The 18492-nt window shown below is 62.0% G+C and carries 18 protein-coding genes; 7 read left to right on the forward strand and 11 right to left on the reverse strand.

Annotated elements, in window-relative coordinates:
• Nucleotides 1-3: 3 nt before the first annotated feature.
• Both LB524_RS07185 and LB524_RS07190 read right to left on the reverse strand, forming a co-directional pair.
• Nucleotides 4-708 (reverse strand): DUF1223 domain-containing protein, encoded by a 705-nt coding sequence (locus LB524_RS07185; RefSeq protein ID WP_224524754.1) that lies wholly within the window; start codon nucleotides 706-708, stop codon nucleotides 4-6.
• Between the two features lie 181 nt (nucleotides 709-889).
• Entirely contained in the window at nucleotides 890-2107 is a 1218-nt protein-coding gene (locus LB524_RS07190; RefSeq protein ID WP_318012217.1) for a TadE/TadG family type IV pilus assembly protein, read from the reverse strand.
• Nucleotides 2108-2338: 231 nt separating this feature from the next.
• On the opposite strand from LB524_RS07190, the gene lepA reads away from it, so the two are divergent.
• Nucleotides 2339-4144 carry a translation elongation factor 4 gene (lepA, locus tag LB524_RS07195; protein WP_224524769.1) on the forward strand — a complete coding sequence of 602 codons (1806 nt, stop codon included), beginning with the start codon at nucleotides 2339-2341 and terminating at the stop codon, nucleotides 4142-4144.
• Between the two features lie 88 nt (nucleotides 4145-4232).
• On the opposite strand, the gene LB524_RS07200 is transcribed toward lepA, so the two are convergent.
• Nucleotides 4233-4946, reverse strand: coding sequence for a TIR domain-containing protein (locus LB524_RS07200; RefSeq protein ID WP_140788809.1), 714 nt, complete (start codon nucleotides 4944-4946; stop codon nucleotides 4233-4235).
• A 397-nt stretch (nucleotides 4947-5343) separates the two neighbouring features.
• Between LB524_RS07200 and LB524_RS07205 the strand changes: the two genes are divergently transcribed.
• Nucleotides 5344-6483 carry a beta family protein gene (locus tag LB524_RS07205; protein WP_224524771.1) on the forward strand — a complete coding sequence of 380 codons (1140 nt, stop codon included), beginning with the start codon at nucleotides 5344-5346 and terminating at the stop codon, nucleotides 6481-6483.
• On the opposite strand, the gene LB524_RS07210 is transcribed toward LB524_RS07205, so the two are convergent.
• Nucleotides 6458-7057, reverse strand: a complete 600-nt coding sequence (locus tag LB524_RS07210; protein WP_224524773.1) for a sce7726 family protein — start codon at nucleotides 7055-7057, stop codon at nucleotides 6458-6460. The genes LB524_RS07205 and LB524_RS07210 overlap by 26 nt on opposite strands.
• Before the next feature lie 156 nt (nucleotides 7058-7213).
• Between LB524_RS07210 and LB524_RS07215 the strand changes: the two genes are divergently transcribed.
• Entirely contained in the window at nucleotides 7214-7543 is a 330-nt protein-coding gene (locus tag LB524_RS07215) for a hypothetical protein (protein WP_224524775.1), read from the forward strand.
• Nucleotides 7544-8516: 973 nt separating this feature from the next.
• Here the strand turns inward: LB524_RS07215 and LB524_RS07220 are convergent.
• The 3 genes from LB524_RS07220 to LB524_RS07230 form a co-directional block, all read right to left on the reverse strand.
• Entirely contained in the window at nucleotides 8517-10157 is a 1641-nt protein-coding gene (locus LB524_RS07220) for an ABC transporter substrate-binding protein (RefSeq protein ID WP_224524777.1), read from the reverse strand.
• A 552-nt stretch (nucleotides 10158-10709) separates the two neighbouring features.
• A complete protein-coding gene (gene secB, locus LB524_RS07225; RefSeq protein WP_015314738.1) occupies nucleotides 10710-11210 on the reverse strand; it encodes a protein-export chaperone SecB in 501 nt (166 codons plus the stop codon).
• Between the two features lie 277 nt (nucleotides 11211-11487).
• Nucleotides 11488-11985, reverse strand: coding sequence for an FxsA family protein (locus LB524_RS07230; protein WP_318012220.1), 498 nt, complete (start codon nucleotides 11983-11985; stop codon nucleotides 11488-11490).
• Nucleotides 11986-12185: 200 nt separating this feature from the next.
• On the opposite strand from LB524_RS07230, the gene LB524_RS07235 reads away from it, so the two are divergent.
• From LB524_RS07235 to LB524_RS07250, 4 genes are read left to right on the forward strand one after another with little or no spacing between them, the layout of a single operon-like run.
• Nucleotides 12186-12893 carry a Tim44/TimA family putative adaptor protein gene (locus LB524_RS07235; RefSeq protein ID WP_015314736.1) on the forward strand — a complete coding sequence of 236 codons (708 nt, stop codon included), beginning with the start codon at nucleotides 12186-12188 and terminating at the stop codon, nucleotides 12891-12893.
• Nucleotides 12894-12914: 21 nt separating this feature from the next.
• Nucleotides 12915-14015, forward strand: coding sequence for a murein transglycosylase A (locus tag LB524_RS07240; protein WP_224524780.1), 1101 nt, complete (start codon nucleotides 12915-12917; stop codon nucleotides 14013-14015).
• Nucleotides 14012-14542: a Smr/MutS family protein gene (locus LB524_RS07245; protein WP_140660315.1), complete on the forward strand. Its 531-nt coding sequence runs from the start codon at nucleotides 14012-14014 to the stop codon at nucleotides 14540-14542. The genes LB524_RS07240 and LB524_RS07245 overlap by 4 nt, the downstream gene beginning before the upstream one ends.
• Nucleotides 14539-14907: a helix-turn-helix domain-containing protein gene (locus LB524_RS07250; protein ID WP_015314733.1), complete on the forward strand. Its 369-nt coding sequence runs from the start codon at nucleotides 14539-14541 to the stop codon at nucleotides 14905-14907. The genes LB524_RS07245 and LB524_RS07250 overlap by 4 nt, the downstream gene beginning before the upstream one ends.
• A gap of 46 nt (nucleotides 14908-14953) precedes the next feature.
• Here LB524_RS07250 and LB524_RS07255 read toward each other — a convergent pair whose 3' ends face one another.
• From LB524_RS07255 to LB524_RS07270, 4 genes are all read right to left on the reverse strand, one after another.
• Complete coding sequence (locus LB524_RS07255) at nucleotides 14954-15193, reverse strand: hypothetical protein (RefSeq protein ID WP_140619862.1); 240 nt, start codon at nucleotides 15191-15193, stop codon at nucleotides 14954-14956.
• Nucleotides 15194-15508: 315 nt separating this feature from the next.
• A complete protein-coding gene (locus tag LB524_RS07260) occupies nucleotides 15509-16123 on the reverse strand; it encodes a transglutaminase-like cysteine peptidase (protein ID WP_224524781.1) in 615 nt (204 codons plus the stop codon).
• Between the two features lie 158 nt (nucleotides 16124-16281).
• Complete coding sequence (locus LB524_RS07265) at nucleotides 16282-17559, reverse strand: polyhydroxyalkanoate depolymerase (protein ID WP_224524784.1); 1278 nt, start codon at nucleotides 17557-17559, stop codon at nucleotides 16282-16284.
• Nucleotides 17560-17824: 265 nt separating this feature from the next.
• The gene (locus tag LB524_RS07270; RefSeq protein ID WP_015314729.1) at nucleotides 17825-18193 is read right to left on the reverse strand and encodes a septal ring lytic transglycosylase RlpA family protein; all 369 of its coding nucleotides are present in this window, start codon (nucleotides 18191-18193) and stop codon (nucleotides 17825-17827) included.
• Nucleotides 18194-18492 lie beyond the last annotated feature (299 nt).

Here is an 18492-nt window from a genome sequence, read left to right on the forward strand (position 1 = left end):
GATCTAGTTGGCGGCGGCGGCCAGGATCGGTCCGCCGCCGGGCGACTGCACCAGCACGGCGGTGCTGAGGCCGCCCGAGGCCGCCGGCAGATCGAGCGTCTTGGCGTCGCCGCTCCAGCTGCCGAGTTTTGTCAGCGCATGCACGACATTGGCGTGCGGCAAGGTGCGGCCGGTGTTTTCGCCGCGCGCCACCGGCACCTCGACGACACCCTTGGTGTAGCGCACCAGCCAGACATCGGCGTGGCCGCCCGGAGCGGCGCCGGCGCCGATCGCGACCTTGCCGCCCTCGAGCGCCAGCGACGGACCTCCGGTCTTGGCCGTGGCCGCGATCAGATGTTCGATCTCGCCGGGTGCGGCGCCAACGACGTCGGCATGGCCGTTGACCACCACTTGCGGCGTGAACGGCCCGTCATGGCCGAGCGATGGCTCGTAGGACACCTGGCGCTGGGTGAATTCCTGCTTGCCGAACGTGTCCTTCCAGCCGAGGTAGTCCCAGTAGGTGACGTTGAACGACAGCGCCAGCACGCCGGGCCGGTCCTTGACCTTGATGAGGTTGGCGTTGGCCGGCGGGCAGGACGAGCAGCCCTGGCTGGTGAACAGCTCGACCACGGTGAGCGGCTGGGCGACGGCGCCGGCGAGCGATCCGGCGAGCGCCAGCGCGGCGAGGCCGGACAGTGCGAAAAACCTGCTTGGTAGGACTGGCGACATCGGCTTGCTCCGTGGGGACGACGCCACGATGCGCCGCTCATATCCCCACTTCGCCGCCACGGACGGCTTCGTTACAACGCTCACCGGTTTGTGATTGAAGAGCGCTCTGCCCTGCGCGCCTCAGAGATTGGCGAACACGGTCGCCAGCTCCAATCTCACCCACGAGGGGAGATCGGCAGCGTCACTGTGTCAGCAGCGTGTCGGATGCCCGCTTGTTAAAGGCGCACTTGCCCATCACGCTGTAAAAGAAGTCGGCGTTCGTAACGTCTGGAAGTGGAGGATTGTTGCCGCCGTCTTCCCATGCCTGGTCGCTGGTCTCGCTGCAGGGCACAGCGCCGAAGATGTCGACGATTGTGTTGCTGTTGACCTCGACGGGGAGGTATTTGGAAGGGCTCAGGGCCTTTTGTGCCGCAGTGCTGTACCCGGCACCGAGGTAGAGCCGATTCGACGTGCTTGCACTATTCGACTTGAGCGGGTTGACCGGTCCGGACGGCACATCCATCTGCAGATAAACCTGGTCCATCATGCTCACGTCGACTGTCGCACCACTGCTGCTTCCGGCGGAATTCGTGGTCACGCATGTCGTTTTGAAATAGATGGTGGAGCCGGTCGTACTTCCGCTTTTTGCTACCGCGGTACTCCTGTAAGTTCCCGCAGTCGGTGTGAAATCGGTTGTTTGTCCTACTGGCGTGCACACTTGGCTCTGAACCACCTTCGCAGATGTTCCCGACCCCGTGGAAATAGTGGTCGTACCGTAACCTTTCGGGTCCGCAGCGGTATAAGTCTTACCCCCGCTCGTGTAGGAATAATTATACGCCTTGTAGGCGTAGTCGATCTTCATCATCGCGGTAGGCGTCGTATTGGAGTTCCACCCAAACGGAAGGCCATACAGGGTCATGGTTTTATTCCAGTAGCCTGAAACGTGATCGACGTTGAAGGTAGCTTCAACCAGCGCTGGTGTCTTGCTCACAGCCGAGGAGACGCCGACTGGTACGGTGTTGATCCTGGCGATCTGCATAAAAAGGGTCGGCATGGCGAAATTCGCCGAGGCCTGCGCTGTGGCGGTACCATCGGCGGCGACGGTGAAAGTGTTCAGCGTCGCGTCGCCCTGTCCACCGTTGGCCACGTAGGAAGCCTGCATCGCCACCTGGCGCTGCGCTTTTGTCGAAGCCGTATCCATCGTGGTAATCGACAGGATCGCGGCATCGAGTGCCGCTTGCTCGGTCGACCGGGTCTGCACCGCAGAGGTGTAGTCGACCGCAAAGCCTACCGCGCTGATTAGCGGGATCATGCTGAGGACAATTATGGGCGCGAACGAGCCGCTCCTCGAGCTGACAAACCTACCTGCTAACCCCCGCATGTCTTGATCCTTACAAACGAATATCTCTCCGGCTAACATGGCAGTCGCAAATTATGCTCTAACGGACTTGGTTAATGTTTATCGATTTTTCGGCAAAGTCCCGTGAAAAGCCGACAAGTTCGGCGCGTAACTTTGACGCCGGAATTGGTGCACGCAACGCGGGTGGATTCCCTTTTCCCTTATAAGGTCGGCGGGTACACCCGTTTGCCCCAGGCAGCCCTTGGGCGCCAAGCCTTGCCGCCGCTTGCCGCCCCTGCTAAAGCGCGCGGCATGAGCACGCCCCTCGACCACATCCGGAATTTTTCCATCGTCGCCCATATCGACCATGGCAAATCCACGCTTGCCGACCGCCTGATCCAGTCCACCGGCGGGCTGGAGCTGCGCGACATGAAGGAGCAGGTGCTGGACTCGATGGACATCGAGCGCGAGCGCGGCATCACCATCAAGGCGCAGACGGTGCGGCTGAAATACCGCGCCAACAATGGCGAGGACTATATCCTCAACCTCATCGACACGCCCGGCCATGTCGACTTCGCCTATGAAGTGTCGCGCTCGCTCGCCGCCTGCGAGGGTTCGCTGCTGGTGGTCGACGCTTCGCAAGGCGTCGAGGCGCAGACGCTGGCCAATGTCTACCAGGCCATCGACAACAACCACGAGATCGTCGTGGTGCTGAACAAGGTCGACCTGCCGGCCGCCGAGCCCGAGCGCATCCGCGAGCAGGTCGAGGAGGTGATCGGCATCGACGCCTCCAACGCCGTGCTGATCTCGGCCAAGACCGGCCTCGGCATTCCCGACGTGCTGGAGGCCATCGTCCACCAATTGCCGCCGCCGCGCGAGGGCGATGCCACGGCGCCGCTCAAAGCCATGCTGGTCGACAGCTGGTACGACGCCTATCTCGGCGTCATCGTGCTGGTGCGCGTCATCGACGGCGTGCTGAAGAAGGGCCAGACCATCCGCATGATGGGCACCGGCGCCAAGTACCTGGTCGAGCGCACCGGCGTGTTCACGCCCGCCCGCATCAATGTCGACGAGCTCGGCCCCGGCGAGTTCGGCTTCTTCACCGGCTCGATCAAGGAAGTCGCAGACACCCGCGTCGGCGACACCATCACCGAGGACAAGCGCCAGACCGCGCATGCGCTGCCCGGCTTCAAGCCGGCGCAGCCGGTGGTGTTCTGCGGCCTGTTCCCGGTCGACGCCGCCGATTTTGAGGATTTGCGCGCCGCCGTCGGCAAGCTGCGCCTCAACGACGCTTCTTTCTCTTATGAAATGGAAACCAGTGCGGCGCTCGGCTTCGGCTACCGCTGCGGCTTCCTTGGCCTGCTGCATCTCGAAATCATCCAGGAGCGGCTGGAGCGCGAGTTCAACCTCGACCTCATCGCCACCGCGCCGAGCGTCGTCTACCGGCTGCTCCTCAATGACGGCTCGATGAAGGAACTGCACAACCCGGCCGACATGCCCGACGTGGTGAAGATCTCTGCCATCGAGGAGCCGTGGATCCGCGCCACCATATTGACGCCCGACGACTATTTCGGCGGCATATTGAAACTCTGCCAGGACCGGCGCGGCATCCAGGCCGACCTCTCCTATGTCGGCAAACGCGCCATGCTGACCTACGACCTGCCGCTCAACGAAGTCGTCTTCGACTTCTACGACCGGCTGAAGTCGATCTCGAAAGGCTACGCCTCGTTCGACTATCACCTGACCGACTACCGCGAGGGCGATTTGGTGAAGATGTCGATCCTGGTCAACGAGGAGCCGGTCGACGCGCTGTCGATGCTGGTGCACCGCACGGCGGCGGAAAAGCGCGGCCGCCAGATGGTCGAGAAGCTCAAGGAGCTGATCCCGCATCACCTGTTCAAGATCCCGATCCAGGCCGCGATCGGCGGCAAGGTCATCGCCCGCGAAACCATCTCGGCGCTCCGCAAGGACGTCACCGCCAAGTGCTACGGCGGCGACGTCTCCCGCAAGCGCAAGCTCTTGGACAAGCAGAAAGAGGGCAAGAAGCGGATGCGGCAATTTGGCAAGGTGGATATCCCGCAGGAGGCGTTTATCCAGGCGCTGAAGATGGGGGATTGAGCGGTCCGGCCGAATAGAATGGATACAACACAAGTTGTTCTTCCGGCCGTTTGCGGGACGGCAGCAGCTTGTCGGCAAACCCCTAACGCTACGCAGACGCCTCAGCAATCTTTGCCGGGTCAAGGGTGATGCCTACAGCTTGTAGCCTCCCGACCAGTTTTGGGACGGCCTCTCTTACGTGATCCTTGAATGCGATGTAGATAATGCCGGCCACATCTGATGGATGCTCCATGTAGCCCTTCTGAAGGATGGCAACCCGCTCTCTAGTGAGAGACGCAAGCAGCATACCCATTTCTAGAATCACGTTTTGCCTAGCGCGCGGCTTCGCTTGGGCGTCGCCATCAGATTTTGAGTATCCGACGTCATCCGGAGTCAAAAGCACTATGCCGAATGAGCTCGCGGCATTCTTTCCAATCATCTGCTCCAGTTTTTCTATGATGGTAAGTCCACCGCCATCGGTATTTTGTAATACGTATGGTCGAAGTCCAAGTCGGTGTAGAACCAGTTCGAGTTGCTCCCGAGCTTCAGGATCATGTCCGTGCACGACAAAAATTGTCCTATTCGTGTCTGGTTTGACCACGCCCGATCCCAATACGGCCTCAATTGTCCCCATCAGGGCTGTCTTGGGGTCGTTTGGGCCATCAAACCACATAGTACCCTTTGTCGAGGACCAATTTAGACCGGCCCGATCCCGTCCCGTGAACTTCCAGCACTGATTGGGCTTCTCTTCCCAGTTTCCCTCGGCTCCGGCGGACTCTACGGCAGCCACAAGTTCAGCAATAGATCCGTTGAATGTTGGCATCCTAGCTTCAACCCCTCTGGAGCTTGGTGTTTAGCAGTCGTCTCGCCTAGGCATATGATTGATTTTCTCAATACGGTAGAAATGTCTGATTGTATACTTTGGGGATTTGGCAAAGATTGCCTGGTCGACCGATGGTCATCGCATCGTGGCGATGTGATCAGTTGGTTGCAGCTTGCGCAACCGGTCCCACACTCCACGGTATATGGCCCCACTCGCTGGACGGCTCTTAGCGGGGTATTGTCCTGACGCCGGAACATGCAGACGACTTAGAGAGTCAAGAAGAAGCTGCAGGTTGAACAGGGGGAGCCTGGGATCAGTCGGGATAAAAATTTCGAGACTCAAATCAAGAAAAATGACAACAATGGGAGATCGATTCTCAAGGCACGGGGATTTCTTAGTGCAGATAGATTTCTCTCAGTACTCATACCTCCCATGTTTGCAATGCTCGGAAGCCGAACAGATCGCGTATGCGAAACTTAGCGAGGAAGACAAGAACGCTATCCTACCGATCTTCGAATTGAGTCAAGTCAAATACGAGGCAGCACTCGAAGAGTCAGTTACAGCCATTGCGGCGCTTGTTAGCAGCCGGCCTTTTGTAATTGATCTCTCGAAAGACCGAGCGCCTCCTCCCTTTGTCGCTGTGAATAATCCCGACCAAGGGAAGATCGCGAAGCTCCAAAAAGCACAAGACGCCTATAACAAGAGTCTCACCTCGCTTTTGAATGCGAGTGACGGTTTCGCAGAATGGCGAACGCTGGTCGGAAAGTTCCCAAATGCGGTGCCGGTTGTCCAATTCACCGATCCAGAAACGCAAGGAAAAAACATTTTACGGCAGGCGGTGCAGCTTGCTAAGAGTGGCTATGATCATCTGGCAATTCGGATCACGCAAGAGACCAACGAACAGATATTTCCCATTGTCGGGCAAATCCTCGCGATCCTCGATTCGGCAGCACAATTGCTCGTCATCATAGATTGTGGGCAGGGACGTCTGCAAACTTCCGAGCGAGCTGAATTTGCCAAAAAAGCCATAGCGAGGATCATAGAAGAAATCGAACCAAGCCAGGCCCAACATCTATCTGCGGTTTGTCTGAGCGATTCCTACACCACGCCAGGGAATGCCAAGTTGAAATTATATGAGAGCTACTCGTGGCAGCTGTGGCTAGAGGCGCGTGAGAAGTTCCCTTTCCTCTTCGGAGACTATGGTGCCAACCATCGGTTAAAGAAGGCCAACACTTTCATGCCGGGTGAGTGGAAGGCACAGGTAGTCTACCCTCTTGACGAAGCATGGATTGTCTACCGGCATCCTGATGCGCAGGATGCAAACGGTTGGATAGAAGGCTCCAAGGAAATTAAAGGCGATCCTAGCTATGACGGGGCGTGCAATTGTTGGGGGAGCGAACTTATCGATAAAGCGGCGGTGGGCGACATCATCGGCGCTACATTCGCTCGATTTTGGCACGCTGCCAAAATCAATATGCATATACACCGGAGGATTGGGTACTCGTTTGAAGTCATGAGCGGCAGCGATGGACCATAGGCTGGCGGCTCCTTCCGCGGATCAGATCACGAGCGTGATCGCGTATTTCTTGTTCGCAAATGGCCGCTTCGGCTTTTTCAACCATTAGGCTCTTTTTATCTGACGTCGAAATTCGGCACCCCGCTAAACGGCCAAGGTCAGAGATTTCGCCCTTTGATAAAGCGAATAGAAGCGAACGGATATCGACGCTTCTGTTTTGTTTCGGCGTTCTAGCAATTTGGAAACTGGTGCCCTCTCCGTATAGGATTATCCCCCACCACAGGGGAATTTTCATTCGCGCGGAAGCGTGGTGTTTCGCGGTTGTTACTAAGCTGACCTTGTCGAAAAACCGAGAAAAGGCCGGCACCTGCGAGGTCAAGCGGCTGAGCGAGTCGCGGTCGCTTTTGATTTCAAATCCGGCCAACTCACCATTCACAACTGCGACATCTATACGGGCCGATGGCTTTGGCATTTTGAATTCTTCGACAAAGCCTGTCGATCCGTCATCAGGATGTTGCGACCGCAACCATCCTATCAGCGGTATTCGGATATCGGCGTCCCGGGTGAGCGGAGCAATTTTGGCAGACCTGTCCATGATTGATGAGAATCTTACCAACTGGTAAAAAAACCGTCAACTGCAGGACAGGGCGGCACATCTCCTGTTTCCATTCAAGCATCGGCCGGCGCCTATGCTTTGATCAATCTTTGCGATCACCTCACCTCGAAGTATGATTGATGCGTGAGATCTCACATGCGCACCAGCTCAGACACCACCGCCGCGCGCGGCCGCGCGATCGGCGGCATCTTCGGCCTTGCCAGTACTTTCGTCGCCAGCGCCCCGCTGCGCCAATCCCTGTGGGCGATCGACGGCGTGGCGCTCGTGGTGGCGACGGCCTTGCTCACCATCAAATACCAGCGTCTCGGCAATGATTGCGTCGTGGCAGGGTTCCTGACCTTCCTCGCCGGCGAAAGCCTGCTTCTGTTCGGCAATGCGGCGGGACTACAGGCCAGCGTGCCCTGCCGGCGGCAGGCTATCCGTTCCTGGTGGCGACCTTCGCCGGCTGGATCTGGACTTTGCTAAGGGGTTCTCGGCACGCCTAGCGGCTCGGTTCCAGGCGCCGGCGCCGCCCCTCACCTGCCTGCCGGCATCCTCTCCCCGTGTAGGGACGGGGAGAGGGGCGCTGTCATTGACACTTTCGCCAATCGCCATCGTTGCAAAAAAGCGCCGGCGTTGCGGCCAGCTACTCTCGCCCGTTTACGGGAGTTGAGAAGTGGTCCGCGCAGCGGCCAGAAAAGCCAATTGCTTGGCTTTTCGAACGACGAACGTCCGGCAGGACAGTGAGGGGCGACGCCGACCTCGGCAATAGTAACGGTCCCCCCGAACCACGGCCGCCGTATTGACATCAGCTCCACACATGCGTCATTGGAGGCGGGCAATTGGGGGACTATCCGTGAAAAAGATCTATGCGAAGCCGACGCTGAGCAAGCGCGAGAGGCTTTCGGCCGTGACGGCTGTCGCGTGTCCAGTGTCGGTCTGCCCGCGCTAGGACGTTCCCGGGAAAGGGCAGGCCTGCTGCCGCCCATCGCTCTCCGCGACAAATCCCACGGCAGGGTTGGTACGAATTCATACCAAGCATCCACCTCGGTTGATCGCGCGGCGCGGGGCCGGTACACAAATCAAGCGGCGGACCTTCATCAGGTCGCTAGTGGCCGGCGCGGGGCTCAGGCAATTGTCTCACCGGCATCGCGCCGGCCATCTTCCCTAAATGATTGAGTGTGGGCCAAAGGCGCTCCGCACCGCCCGGTGCTGACCTTCGCAGGTTGGTACCTCCCTCCGCCCGCGACAGGAAGGTCAGCGTCGGCGCTGCCCCTCACCTGCCTGCCGGCAGGACAGTGGGGGCGGTGCTGACCTGCGATAGGCGCACGCTGGACTAGCCGCTATCCCCAACCCCGACCCGATTTTGACTTTGCGGACGCCGTCCCCCACTCCGTCGCTGCTTCGCAGCGCCACCTCTCCCCCCTCCGGAGGGAGAGGAACCAAGACCGGCCAAACCTCAACTTTCGATCCAGACCTTCTCAAAGTGCTGCTCCAGCGCCTGGTGCTGTTCGCAGCCTTCGATGCCCTTGCGGTAGGTCCGGTAGACCGAACGCCAGTAGGGCTGGATGATGATGCCTGAATCGCGCAAATTCTGCTCGATGTTGGCCATGATCTCCTTGCGGGCCTTGGGGTCGGGCATGGCGAGCGCCTTGTCGAGCAGCGCGTCGAACTCCTTCGAGGCATAGGCGCTCTCGTTCCAGGCGGCGCCCGATTTATACGCCAGCGCCAGCACCTGGACGCCGAGCGGGCGGCCGAGCCATTCGGTGCAGGAATAGGGGAACTTGCTCCAGTCGTTCCAGAAGGTGGCGGCCGGCAGCACGGTGCGCTTGATCTTGAGGCCGGCCTCGCGCATCTGCGCGGCGATGGCGTCGCCGGTGCTCTTCTGCCATTCGATGTCGACCGAGATCAGGTCGTATTCGTGGTCTGATTTGCCGGACTCGGCGAGCAGCTTCTTCGCCGCCTCGACATCGCGCTTGGCCGGACCGATATCGGCATATTCGGGGTGCATCGGGCCGACATGGTGGTTGTCGGCGGGTTTGCCGCGGCCATCGAGGCCGAGCTTCAGCACGGCGGAATTGTCCACCGCGAGCTGGGCGGCGCGTCGTACCTTGACGTCGTCATAGGGCGCGTTGGCGACGTTGAAGCGGGCGACGATGGTCGAGCCGGTGGCGATCTCGGAGTTCTTCAGCCCCATCTTGTCGGTCTGCGAGACGGCATCGGAAGCGGTTTCGTGATCGGTGTCGATCTCGCCGGATTCGAACGCCGACAGCATGGCGTTGGGGTCGGAGCCGTAGTCGATCCACTGGATGCCATCGAGGTAGAACTCGCCCTTCCACCAGGGCTTGTCCCGGCGCTTGACCTCCGCGGCCGTCTCGGCGTCCCATTTCACCAGCTCGCACGGCCCGGTGGTGATGGCGAGCGCCTTCATCGGGTCGCCGTCGCCCTCATAGGAGCGGTGCATGATCAACGCGGGATAATCGGCCATGCCGGCGATCAGCGAAATGTCCGGCTTCGGCAGGTTGAGCTTGATGGTGTAGTCGTCGACCTTCTCGATGCCGCCATCGACCACCTTCTTGGTGTCGGCATTGACCAGCGCGCCCATGCGCGCGGCGACCGAATTGCCGGCAACGCCGGCCTCGCACCAGCGGGTGAGGTTGTGGACGACGTCGTCGGCGTTGAAGGCGTCGCCGTTCGACCAGGTGATGCCCTTGCGCACATGCAGCGTCAGCGTCTTGGCGTCGTCGCTCATCTCCCATTTTTCGAGCAGCCAAGGCTCGAAGGTGAAGTCGGTGTTCCAGCGCACCAGATATTCGTTGCAGTGACGCGCGACATTGGACATTTCGACACCGTCGAAGGTGCGGGGATCCTTGAAGCCCTTGACGTTCATGGCGACACGCAGCACGCCGCCCTTCTTCGGCTCGGCGGCGCGGGCGGGCGTCGGAGCGATGCCGCCCAGCGCAAAAGCGCCGGCGGCGCTGACGCCGAGCCCGGCCATCAGCGCCAGATATTCGCGACGGCTGATGCCGCCGGTCCTGAAATCGTCGGCGACAGGTTTGGCGCGCGGGTGAAGTTTGCGGTCGGTCAGCATGAATTTCATCGTCGTTCCCTCTTTTGTTGGTGCATGCCCAAAGTGCCCAGCGGTTTTGGGACGACGGCATGCACGGAAACAGGCTCGCCCCGGCGGACAAGCCGACGCGGCGCGGCTGCGACCGCCGGGGCGCCATTGCCTGAGAGGGAATGATAGGGCTGGGTGACGTGGCGGAATGTTCTGGAATCCGCAGGACTTGTGCGATGCTCCGCAGGGGTGGACGGACCTGGGCGCACCACCTCTTGTCTGCTAGCCATCTCCCCCGCAGGGGATCGGTCGGATTGCGAGCAAGAGCGATGCGTTTGCCTGCGGCTTCGCGTTTCACCAGCGGCTTCCCCCACTCCGTCTCGGCTTCGCCGAGCCACCTCTCCCCCCTCCGGAGGGAGAGGAAGGAACGCGCTCGGCGAGGTCGCGCCTTTCCTCTACCCCGTCGATCGGGGGAGAGGTGTCGAGCGAAGCTCGACGGAGTGGGGGTCGACCCATGGCGCGATTGGTCAATCCACCAGAACAAAAAACCCGGCGCGAGGCCGGGTTTTTCAAGCGATGCCTGTCAGCCGAGGATCAGCTCACCTGGGTCTTGGAGGACGCGGCCTGGTCTTCGGCGAGCTTCTGCTGGAACATCTGCGCGAAGTCGATCGGGTCCAGCATCAGCGGCGGGAAGCCGCCATTGCGCGTCGCCTCGGCGATGATCTGGCGGGCGAAGGGGAACAGGAGGCGCGGGCATTCGATGAACAGGATCGGCAGCATGTGCTCTTGCGGGAAGCCCGAAATGGCGAAGACACCGCCATAGACCAGCTCGACGTTGAACAGCACTTCCTGGTCGAAGGAGGCCTTGGCGTTCAGCGTCAGATTGACGTCGAACTGCTTGTCGGAGAGCGGGTTGGCGTTGACGTTGACGTTGATGGCAATGCCGGGCGCCTTATCGCGGCCGCGCAGCGAGTTCGGCGCGCCGGGGCTTTCGAAGGACAGGTCCTTCACATACTGGGCCAGCACGTTGAGCGACGGCTGTGCCGCGTTGCCGTTGCCGTTGGCGCCGACCGGCGCGTCATCATTGCTGGCCATGAGCCAATATCCTTTTCCCCTGGGCAGTCTCGCTCACCGAATTGAATCGGGGCTGACCGAATTGAAATCGGGCGTTCGCTACCATGGCCGGCATGACAAGACAAGGTTTGCCGCCGTGTGACCGGAGCGGACCCAGACTGCATCGAGATTCAGGTCAGGCCGAGGCGAAAAGGGTGGTTTCCGAGAACCGGAGCGGAGCGTACTTGAAGTACGTGAGCACCGGAAGCGCAGGAAGCCGCCCTTTGCAGACCGGCATCACCTGAATATCGATGCAGCCTCAATCGTCCTTCAGCCGCCGCCACGGCGAATTGTGGTCCGGGCCGCGCTTGAGGTCGTCCTCGCGCGAATAGTCGCCGTCGTCGAGGTCGATGACCTTGTCGCGCTGCCGGCGGAAGCCGCCGGTGGAGAAATTGCTGGCCACCACGATGCGGCCCTTCAGCCTGCTCCAGGCAAGGTCGCGCACCGGCGGCAGGAACAGGAGCAGGCCGACAATGTCCGTGATGAAACCGGGAATGATCAGCAGCACCGCCGCGACCACGATCATGGCGCCATGGGCGAGCTGGCCGCTGGGGTCGCGGCCGGCGGCCATCTCGGTGCGGATGCGGGTCATGACGCCGAAACCCTGGTGGCGCAGCAAAAGCACGCCGGCGAAGCTCGAGGCCAGCACCAGGCCGACCGTCGCCAGCGCGCCGACCTCACGGCCGACGACGACGAAACCGGCGATTTCCAGCAGCGGAAGCGCGAGGAGGAAGAGGGGAAGCAGCGAAATGCGCAAGTCTTTACCGATCATTCGATTGTTTTGTCCCGCTGGCGGCCAATCGCCGCTGGCACGGAGGCTGTTAGATAGGTATGCCTGCCTTTGATTTGAATGATTGCGCCTTGCGTTCTATATGCTTTGAATGGTGAACGCTATGCGACCGCGGCCTGCTGGGCTGGACGGTCCGGCCTAGAGGCAGGGATTGATTGGCGGAAAATATGGGCTTCTTCGACTTCGGCACGATTTTCTTCCTGATCGCGGCGGTGGTGATCTTCTTCCAGCTGCGCAACGTGCTGGGCCGCCGGACCGGTAGCGAGCGGCCGCCCTTTGACCCCTACACGGCGGCGCGCACCGACAAGGACGCCACGCAGAAGCCCGAGAATGTCGTTTCGCTGCCGCGCAAGCGGGCGCCCGGCGAGCCGGCGCCGGCCGACGCCTACACGGCCATCGACGCCTTCGCCAAGCCCGACACCGATCTCAACAAGGGCCTGCGCGCGATCAAGGACAACGACCCCTCCTTCGATCCCAAGGGGTTCGTCGACGGCGCCAAGATGGCTTACGAAATGATCGTCATGGCCTATGCCGACGGCGACCGCAAAACGCTGAAGAACCTTCTGTCGCGCGAGGTCTATGACGGCTTCGTCGCCGCGATCGGCGAGCGCGAGGCCAAGTCGGAAAAGATCCAGTCCTCCTTCGTCGGCATCGACAAGGCCGACATCGTCTCGGCCGAGATGAAGGGCGGCGAGGCGCATGTGACGCTGCGCATCATCAGCGAGCTGATCTCGGCGACGCGCGACCAGGCCGGTACGGTGATCGACGGCGATCCCGAGACGGTGGCCGAGGTCAAGGATGTCTGGACCTTCGCCCGCGACACACGCTCGCGCGATCCGAACTGGAAGCTCGTCGCCACCGAAGAAGAAGACTGAGTCCGGCAAAGGCAGGCTCCGGTGTCGCTGTCGCCTCTCCTTGTTGAAAGGTCTTTCGGCGACCTGCCCGGCTGGGGCGACGACGACCATCTGCCGGCCTTCGCCGCCTTTGCCCGGTCCGCCTTCCATGTGCCGGTAAAACCCTATCGCAGCGGCGCGCTGGGCGTCGACTTCGGCGCCTTCGCCGAGGCTTATGCGCAAGCGCGTGAAGCCCCCGCCGCCAGTTCGTCCGAAGCGCGCGCCTTCTTCGAGCGCCATTTTGTCCCCATGCTGGTGCGGCCCGAAACTGGCGCCGGCCTCGTCACCGGTTTCTACGAACCGCAAGTCGAGGCCTCGCCGGTGCGGACGGAGCATTTTGCCGTGCCGCTGCTGTCGCGTCCGGCCGATCTCGTCGATGTCGACGACACCAACCGGCCCGCCGGGATGGATCCTTACCTCGCCTTCGCGCGCCGGACCGTCGATGGGCTGGCCGAATATCCCGACCGTGGCGCGATCGAGCGCGGCGCGCTCGCGGGCCAGGGGCTGGAGATCGCCTGGCTGGCAGACAAGGTCGATGCCTTCTTCATCCATGTCCAAGGCGCGGCCCGGCTTGTCATGACCGACGGGCGGCTTTGCCGCGTCACCTACGCCGCCAAGTCAGGCCAGCGCTTTACGGGTCCCGGCAAAATCCTGAGCGGGCTCGGCGAAATCCCGCTGGCCGACGTGACCATGCAGTCGATCCGCGCCTGGTTCAAGGCGCATCCTGGGCGGGTCGACGAAATCCTGTGGCAAAACCGCTCCTACATCTTCTTCCGCGAGGCTGCAGTGGATGATGCCGCGCTCGGTCCGATCGCGGCCGCCAAGGTGCCGCTGACGCCGGGCCGCTCGATGGCCGTCGACCGGCTGCTGCACACATTCGGCACGCCTTTTTACATCGACGCGCCGACGCTCACCGCCTTCGACAAAAACCCGTTTCGGCGGCTGATGATCGCGCAGGACACCGGCTCGGCCATAACAGGGCCGGCGCGTGGCGACCTGTTCGCCGGCTCGGGCGATGCCGCCGGCGAGATCGCCGGCGTGGTGCGCAACGCCGCCGATTTTTATGCGCTGGTGCCGCGCGCGCTGGCCGGGGGCGCGAGATGAGCAAGCGAGGCGATAAACTCAGCGATGACGACCGGGTGCTGTGGAACCTGGTGGCGCGCACCGCCAAGCCGCTCAAGGGCCGCGCTGCGGTCGACATTCCGGACATGGCCGTCGATGCCAGGCCGGCGCCGGCGCAGCCGGTCCAGCCCGCCGCCAACGCGACGGCTGTTGCAAAACCGAAAATCCAGCATGTCACGCACCGGCTCGACGAGCCGACGCTGGATAAGCTGCAGAAAGGCCGGCTGCCGATCGAGGGCCGCGTCGACCTGCACGGCATGACGCAGGACGAGGCCTATTCGCTGCTGTTCTCGTTCCTGCACCGGGCGCATGCCGGCGGCGTCCGCTATGTGCTGGTCATCACCGGCAAGGGGTCTTCCTCGGGCGGCGATGGCATCTTGCGGCGCGCCGTCCCGGCCTGGCTGTCGACACCCGCGTTCCGGCCGCTGGTCTCCAGCCACGACCATGCCGCCCGGAACCATGGCGGCTCGGGCGCGCTTTATATCAGGCTGCGGCGGGCGCGCTCGTGACGCCGTTCGGCGAGCGGCTGCGGGCGCTGCGGGCCGAGCGCGGCGTCAGCCAGAAGGACATGGCGGCGGCGATCGGCGTCAGCGCCGCCTATCTCTCGGCGCTCGAGCATGGCCGGCGCGGCGCGCCGACCTGGACGCTGATCCAGAAGATCATCGGTTATTTCAACATCATCTGGGACGATGCCGAGGAGCTGGCGCGGCTGGCCGAAACCTCGCATCCGCGGGTGAAACTCGATACGTCGGGCCTGTCCCCCGCCGCCACCGAACTTGCCAATCTTCTGGCCGAGACCATCGAGAAACTCGATGAAGCCGAGCTTCTGCGCATCACCGCGTCGATCCGCGCGGCGCTGGGCCGGCGATCGTAGAAGACAGCGCCCGCCGGCGAGCAGCCGGCGGGCAGCCGTGGTGCGATCAATTCTTGCCGGCCGTGCTGCCGCCATTGCCGCCACGACCATGGTCGCCATGGCCCTGGCCGCCATTTCCACCGCCCAGGCAGTCCGACGCGCCGGCCTCGCCGCAACAGCGGCCGGCCCACAAATCGTTGAGGTTGGTGTTGGCGCAGCTTGGAATGGTCTGCCCGGCCAGAGCTGATCCGGTGAGCGCCGAAACGGCGGCGGCGGCGAGAAGCGTGTTGCGCAGAAAAGCAGTCATTTGAAGTCTCCATGATTTGGGTTGGTTCGGTTCACGGCTGTGTGTCGCCGGGCGAACGGAAATGGTTCACGGAGGGATGCGGAAATTTTCTGGAGGGTCCCCAAAGGGAGCCGTGGGTCAAGGCAGTGCGGCAACGGCAGAGGCCCCAGGGATTGCGGAACCTCCACGGTTCATCATCCACGGGCGGAGCGGGAGCGAAGCGGACGCGCAGCCCCGAGGATCCATGCCGCGATCTGCGAGCTTCGCAACGTGCAGAATGTAACGGTATGGCAGCGCCGGGGTGGCGCCGCCTCAGGCAGGTGCCCCGCTATGGCCCTACTGCACCGAGCCGACCAGAACCTGCTGGCCGCCGCGGATCGAGACCCAGCGGCCGGTGTTGTCGATCGCCTGGCGCTTGAGGAAGCGGTAGCCGGTCTGGTCCCAGGATTTGACCTTGTCGGTCAAATTGTCGAGCACATAGTCGCCGCCGTCGGTGCGCACCGTCAGCACGGCGTGGCCTTCACCATCGGGCTTGCGGACCACGGTTATCAGGAGATCGGCGAGCGACATGCCCATGCGGGACAGCTGGCGCCGCTTCTCCAGCACATAGTCCTCGCAGTCGCCGACGCCCTTGTCCGGATAGGCCCAGACCTCGTCCTCGCCGTAGATGTCCATGTCGCTCATCGGCTTGACAGAGGCGTTGACCCTGGCGGTGACGTTGACCAGCTTGCGCATCAACCCGTCGGTCAGCACCGCCGGCGCGAGATTGGCCGGGCGGATCGAACATTCGCCCGGACGCTGCTTGCAGAAATCGTAGTGGCCGATCGGCTGCGAGGTGAGGCCCCCGGTGGCCATGGCGCCCGAAGCCCAGGCCGGTGCCATCCAGCCCCCCGTTAACGCCAGCCCTGCTGCCGCGCATACGCGCAGCCTTCGCATGGTTGAGGAATTCATTGTCCCCGCTCGCCCTGTTGTTAACGAAACGTTAAGGGCGATTTACACTCCGTGTCAATTACGACATCGGCCTGATTTGCAGCATGGTTACCCGCGGGGAGGCAGAGCGGCACTTGTGCAACGGATCGGACCCGGGGCTGGTTCCGTTTTCAAACCGTCTACCGCTTGGCGGTGCGGACCAGCTTCGGCTTCACCGCGACGCGGTTCTGGCGGCCATAGCTGGTGATGAAGTCGACGATGCGCGGCACGATCTCGGAGCGGAAGCGCGAGCCGTTGAAGACGCCGTAATGGCCGACTGCCGGCTGCATGTAGTGCGCCTTCTTGTCGGCGGGAATGTTGACGCACAAATCCTGCGCCGCCCTGGTCTGGCCAAGACCCGAAATGTCGTCGTTCTCGCCCTCGACCGTGAACAGGGCAACGTTGCGTATGACGGACGGATCGATCCTTGTGCCGCGATGTGTCATCTCGCCCTTGGGCAGCGCATGGCGCACGAAGACCGTGTCGACCGTCTGCAGATAGAACTCCGCCGTTAGATCCATCACCGCCAGATATTCGTCATAGAAGTCGCGGTGTTTTTCGGCATTGTCGCCATCGTGCTTCACAAGGTTCATGAAGAATTCCTTGTGGGCGATGATGTGGCGGTCGAGGTTCATGCTCATGAAGCCCGAAAGCTGCAGGAAACCGGGATAGACCTCGCGGCCGAAGCCCGGCACTGGCCAGGGCGCGCGCATGACGACGTTGTCGCGGAACCAGTCGATGCCCTTTTCCTCGGCCAGCAGATTGACGGCGGTCGGGTTGCGGCGGGTGTCGATCGGCCCGCCCATCAGGGTCATCGTCGAAGGCACGAAGGGATCGCCCTTCGCCTCCATCAGCACCACCGCCGCAAGCACCGGCACGGAAGGCTGGCACACGGCCATCACATGCGTGTCCGGACCCAGCGTGTGCAGCATGTCGATGACGTAGTCGATATAGTCGTCGAGATCGAAGCTGCCATCGGCCAGCGGCACCATGCGGGCGTCGACCCAGTCGGTGATATGGACATCGGCATAGGGCAGCATCGCCTCGACCGTGCCGCGCAGCAGCGTGGCATAATGGCCCGACATCGGCGCCACGATCAAAAGCTTCGGGTCGGCCTTGCGCCCGGGGGGAACGGCGCGCTCGAACCGGACGAGATTGCAGAACGGCTTCGACCAGACGGTCTTCTCGGTGACCGCGACGCTCTTCCAGTCGACCACCGTCTTCGCCAGGCCGAATCGCGGCTTGCCGTAGCGGCGCGTGGTGCGCTCGAACAGTTCGGCGCCGGCGGCGATCGAACGGCCCCAGGGCGTATGCGAAACGGGGTTGAGCGGGTTGGAGTAGAACAACCGGACCGCGTCGGCATAGACCCGCGCCGGCTGCAGGGCCGCGTGGTTCATTTCGTAGAGCTGGTAGAACATACGTTACCCCGCGACCGAAGGGACGACGATCAGCGCCGAGCCCTAGATGTCTCGCGGGGAAGTTAACAACTAATTGCTGCGATGCAATACGTCACGTGGCGTGACCAAATGCTTCTTTCGCCGAAAGCCTTGAAAACCCGGCACGGCCGGCCCAGCCGGCTCAATGTGCAGTGCCGAAATGTGTAGGATATGTGTCAGGCTTTCGCGGCGACCTGACCATGATGGTCCTGCGGTCGGAAGGGATCATGGTCAGGAGACGATCAGATCAGACGCGCGCCATGCAGACGGAGGTCTGCCCGGAGCCGATGAAGCCGAGCTGGCCGGCGGCGCCTTTCGACAGGTCGAGCACCCGGCCCTTGATGAAGGGACCGCGATCGTTGATGCGCACGACGACGCTGCGGCCGTTGTTCTTGTTGGTGACCCGCAATTTGGTGCCGAAAGGCAGCGTGCGGTGGGCGGCGGTCATCGCCGAGGGGTTCATGCGCTCGCCCGATGCGGTCCTCGAGTGCAGCGCGTACCAGGAAGCGCGGCCACACTGGCCGGCGGCGGCGGTTGCCGAAGTGGCGGAGGCGCCGACCATCAGGCCAGCAGCGATCGTTACCGCGACAAGCGCGGTCTGTTTCGTGGTCTTCATATTTGGGGGATGGCTCCGTTTTTGACAGACCCAAGCCGTTAGGTGGGAAATAAGGCAGGAAATGCGGCAGTGATCTGGCGGTTCCATGGCAAGATCACACGTTTGGAGTCAGGGGGTAACAGTTTGTCAGGGATTTTCGGACCAGATTTCATCAGTTATCGATGATGTTCGTGCCGATATCCGAGATCCGTTTGACAAGATCCGGGATTAATCTCCAAGTAGAAACCGCTGGGATCGAGCCACTTCCTTTGGCTCTTTCATCGCGGCTGTGGCGCCGCTCTCGATCGACTGGGAAAGCG

The organism is Mesorhizobium sp. ESP6-5, from assembly GCF_020164695.1.
Lineage (GTDB): Bacteria > Pseudomonadota > Alphaproteobacteria > Rhizobiales > Rhizobiaceae > Mesorhizobium > Mesorhizobium australicum.

Coding starts and splice junctions, on each gene's coding strand:
- LB524_RS07190 (WP_318012217.1), bottom strand. CDS start 2,107: ATGTTAGCCGGAGAGATATTCGTTTGTAAGGATCAAGACATGCGGGGG.
- secB (WP_015314738.1), bottom strand. CDS start 11,210: ATGGCCAGCAATGATGACGCGCCGGTCGGCGCCAACGGCAACGGCAAC.
- lepA (WP_224524769.1), top strand. CDS start 2,339: ATGAGCACGCCCCTCGACCACATCCGGAATTTTTCCATCGTCGCCCAT.
- LB524_RS07185 (WP_224524754.1), bottom strand. CDS start 708: ATGTCGCCAGTCCTACCAAGCAGGTTTTTCGCACTGTCCGGCCTCGCC.
- LB524_RS07235 (WP_015314736.1), top strand. CDS start 12,186: ATGGGCTTCTTCGACTTCGGCACGATTTTCTTCCTGATCGCGGCGGTG.
- LB524_RS07255 (WP_140619862.1), bottom strand. CDS start 15,193: ATGACTGCTTTTCTGCGCAACACGCTTCTCGCCGCCGCCGCCGTTTCG.
- LB524_RS07210 (WP_224524773.1), bottom strand. CDS start 7,057: ATGGACAGGTCTGCCAAAATTGCTCCGCTCACCCGGGACGCCGATATC.
- LB524_RS07260 (WP_224524781.1), bottom strand. CDS start 16,123: ATGAATTCCTCAACCATGCGAAGGCTGCGCGTATGCGCGGCAGCAGGG.
- LB524_RS07220 (WP_224524777.1), bottom strand. CDS start 10,157: ATGAAATTCATGCTGACCGACCGCAAACTTCACCCGCGCGCCAAACCT.
- LB524_RS07245 (WP_140660315.1), top strand. CDS start 14,012: ATGAGCAAGCGAGGCGATAAACTCAGCGATGACGACCGGGTGCTGTGG.
- LB524_RS07200 (WP_140788809.1), bottom strand. CDS start 4,946: ATGCCAACATTCAACGGATCTATTGCTGAACTTGTGGCTGCCGTAGAG.
- LB524_RS07270 (WP_015314729.1), bottom strand. CDS start 18,193: ATGAAGACCACGAAACAGACCGCGCTTGTCGCGGTAACGATCGCTGCT.
- LB524_RS07215 (WP_224524775.1), top strand. CDS start 7,214: ATGCGCACCAGCTCAGACACCACCGCCGCGCGCGGCCGCGCGATCGGC.
- LB524_RS07265 (WP_224524784.1), bottom strand. CDS start 17,559: ATGTTCTACCAGCTCTACGAAATGAACCACGCGGCCCTGCAGCCGGCG.